Source organism: Stutzerimonas stutzeri, from assembly GCF_024448935.1.
Taxonomy (GTDB): domain Bacteria; phylum Pseudomonadota; class Gammaproteobacteria; order Pseudomonadales; family Pseudomonadaceae; genus Stutzerimonas; species Stutzerimonas stutzeri_AO.
This window is the reverse complement of the sequence record NZ_JAMOIE010000217.1, coordinates 1-1,644: the sequence shown is the minus strand read 5'-3', so window position 1 is coordinate 1,644 and position 1,644 is coordinate 1. Positions and strand designations below refer to the sequence as shown.

Annotated in this window: 1 protein-coding gene; it reads right to left on the bottom strand. The window is 59.4% G+C overall.

Annotated features, from left to right (window positions below; genetic code table 11):
- Positions 1 to 170: 170 nt before the first annotated feature.
- On the bottom strand, positions 171 to 1,643 hold the full coding sequence (locus NA637_RS24930) for an ISNCY family transposase (RefSeq protein ID WP_256075236.1): 1,473 nt from the start codon (positions 1,641 to 1,643) through the stop codon (positions 171 to 173).
- Position 1,644 lies beyond the last annotated feature (1 nt).

Below are 1,644 nucleotides of genomic sequence, written 5' to 3'. Positions count from 1 at the left end.
AAAGGCTGATCAAAATTCAGCCAGCGTCGGTTCACATGATCTGGCCGGAAACGGTCGACCTTGAGTCAATCGAGGCCGATTGATCAAATAATGGACGATCGACCGCGCCTACCCTGAATTTTGAGCGCACCGACCCCGGGAGGTCGCTCGGTGATCGGTTTCGAGGGCGGTCAGGCAGCGCGTTTTCGCTGCCGGGCGGCCTGTTCTCGTTCCCGCTCCTGCTTGCGCAGCTCGGCCCCCAGCTTTTGGATGTTACGGGCCAATACCGCCATCGACACATAGCGCTTGAAGCCGTCTATGCCGTGATCGGGGCATTTGTCCAAGCCGTGCACTTCCAAGGCGTTGATGGCCGACTCGACGGCGGAGTGCTGACGTCTGGCGGCCTGGAATGCCTCGGCCGTTTCCCGTTCCTTGTCCGTTTGATTCAGGCGACCTTTCTTGGGCAGCACGGACAGTTCCAGGCGTTCGCGCAACGCCGCTTGATTGGCGGGCGAATGAAAGCCCTTGTCGAAGCTGCACACCTTCAGGTCGGCAAACCGGGCCTGGGTTTGGCTCACCATGTCCACCGCCACCTGGTCATCGGTCTGCCGTTCCATGACCTGGTGATGCAGGATGAACCCCCACTGATCCTCCAGCACGCACACCCGCAGCCCCAGCTCGACCGGCACCCCAGCCTTGCCCTTGCTGATCCACTCGGTGTGTGGCTGGAACAGGGAAAACACCTTCTCCTCGTGGGGTATTTTTTGGCCTTGAACCACACGGCGCTCAACCTGCTCGATCTGCCGTGCCGCATGCGCGATAAAGCCCTCGATTTCGGCGATTTGCGCGATCGTCGTCGGGCCTGACAGGGCACTCATGCCGAGGGTCGTCTGGGCTTTTTCGGTCAACTCCCGGGCGTGCTGCACGTAGGCTTCATGGGCCTGAACGACCGCCTGCCGTTGCACTTCGCGTTTGCTTTCGTCCTGGGCGGTGGAGTGCTTGAGCTTCTGTGCCTTGCGGTACAGTTTCTTGAACTGTCTCAGGTTGAACTGGCTTTGCCGCCACAGCGTGAGCCCGCGTGCTTGACTGAGATCCGCGGTCAGCGTGACCACTTTACGGATGGCGTCCCAGAGCAAATTGATATCGGTCGGAAAGTGGACATGGGTTTCCACGACAAAAGAGTCGCAGCGCCCCTTCAGCGCGCCCCCTTCTTTTTTTAACGCCCGGTGCCCCGCCTTCACCACGACCTGATTGATCTCATCCAGGATTTCCGGGGTGAACAGGGAGACGTTGTCCTTCAGGGTTTGCAGCTTGTAGGTTTGATCCTCATCCCGAATGCCGTGCCCCAGCATCTCGCGGATGGTTCGGTGGTGATTCACCATCTCCTGCAGACGGTCATAATCCCAGCTCAGGTTCAAGCGCAGCACCCCCAAGACCAATACCCGCCATAAAGACATGCCGGGGCGACCATTGCCCTCGTCGACGCCTTCCGGCACCAGCTTCTCCAGCACCTGGAAGACCTCCTGTCGGATGACTTCGTCGGTGTACAAATATTGCAGGCCACGAAGAAGCTGGGGAATGTCATCACGAGAGCGGAGATCGAATTGGATGCCGGCGATATCGACCTCGCCGAGTTGAAGTTGCTTGGGCTGAACCTGGCGCATA